Source organism: Thiobacillus denitrificans DSM 12475 (assembly GCF_000376425.1).
Taxonomy (GTDB): domain Bacteria; phylum Pseudomonadota; class Gammaproteobacteria; order Burkholderiales; family Thiobacillaceae; genus Thiobacillus; species Thiobacillus denitrificans.
The window spans coordinates 1-1,014 of sequence record NZ_AQWL01000038.1; the positions used below are offsets into that span (position 1 = coordinate 1).

The window sequence follows — 1,014 nt, forward strand, 5'->3', positions numbered from 1 at the left end:
GGGGAACGTCAGGCTCATCGTGTCTTCAACATGGTGCGCGACAGCCTGGGCTGGGTGAATCGCGGCGCACATGCGGCGCCACGGCTTCATGATCTGCGCCACACCTTCGCGGTCCGGCGCATGATGCTCTGGCATGCCGATGGCACCGACATCGACCAGATGATGCTGGCGCTGTCGACCTACATGGGCCACGCCGAGATCTTCTACACCTACTGGTATCTCACGGCCGTTCCCGAGTTGATGGCCCTGGCCGGTGGCAAGTTCGAGCGCTTCGCCGATCTTGTGGGAGATAGCGATGAGTAAGCAACCCAAGGCATCCCCCTCATTCGCCGCACTCGTACAAGCCTACTTCGCCGAGTATCTGACCCAGCAGCGGGCGCTCAGTGCGCAGACCATCGCCGCCTATCGCGATGGCTTCGTGCTCTTCCTCGGCTTTGCCGAATCGCGCCTGGGCAAGTCGCCGGTCACAATGGCGCTGGCCGACATCACACCGGAACTCATCATGGCCTTCCTCGATCATCTGGAGCGCCAGCGGCACAATTCCGTGCGCAGTCGCAATGCACGCCTGGCGGCCCTGCGGTCGTTCCTGAAGTTCGCTGCGCACCGGGACGTGGCGTCACTACAGGTGATCGAACGGGCACTGGGCGTTCCGGTGAAGCGCTTCGAGCGCCCGATGTTCGGCTATCTGTCTCGCGAGGAGATGCTGGCGGTGATCGATACGCAGGATGGAACGTGGATTGGGCAGCGGGACCATGTGATGTTCCTGCTGCTTTACAACACCGGGGCGCGCGTGTCTGAGATCACTGGGGTCAAGGTCGGCGAGGTGGTGCTCGATGATGGCGCTGCCTGCGTCCACCTGCATGGCAAAGGCCGCAAGCAGCGCAGCGTTCCGCTGTGGCGCTCGACCGTCAAGGCAGTCCGGGCCTGGCTGAGATTGAACCCGCAGTTCGAGATGGCATCGCCCCTGCTGCCAAACCGCAATGGTCATGCGATGACACGCACCAATGTTGCTCT

Annotated in this window: 2 protein-coding genes; both read left to right on the forward strand. The window is 62.6% G+C overall.

The genetic code is table 11. The features are described from left to right. The coding region (locus B059_RS19805) for a site-specific integrase (protein ID WP_038059385.1) at positions 1-303 on the forward strand (303 nt) is incomplete at its 5' end. Further along, a partial coding sequence (locus B059_RS0118395) for a tyrosine-type recombinase/integrase (RefSeq protein ID WP_018079687.1) occupies positions 296-1,014 on the forward strand: 719 nt, incomplete at its 3' end. The genes B059_RS19805 and B059_RS0118395, both read left to right, overlap by 8 nt.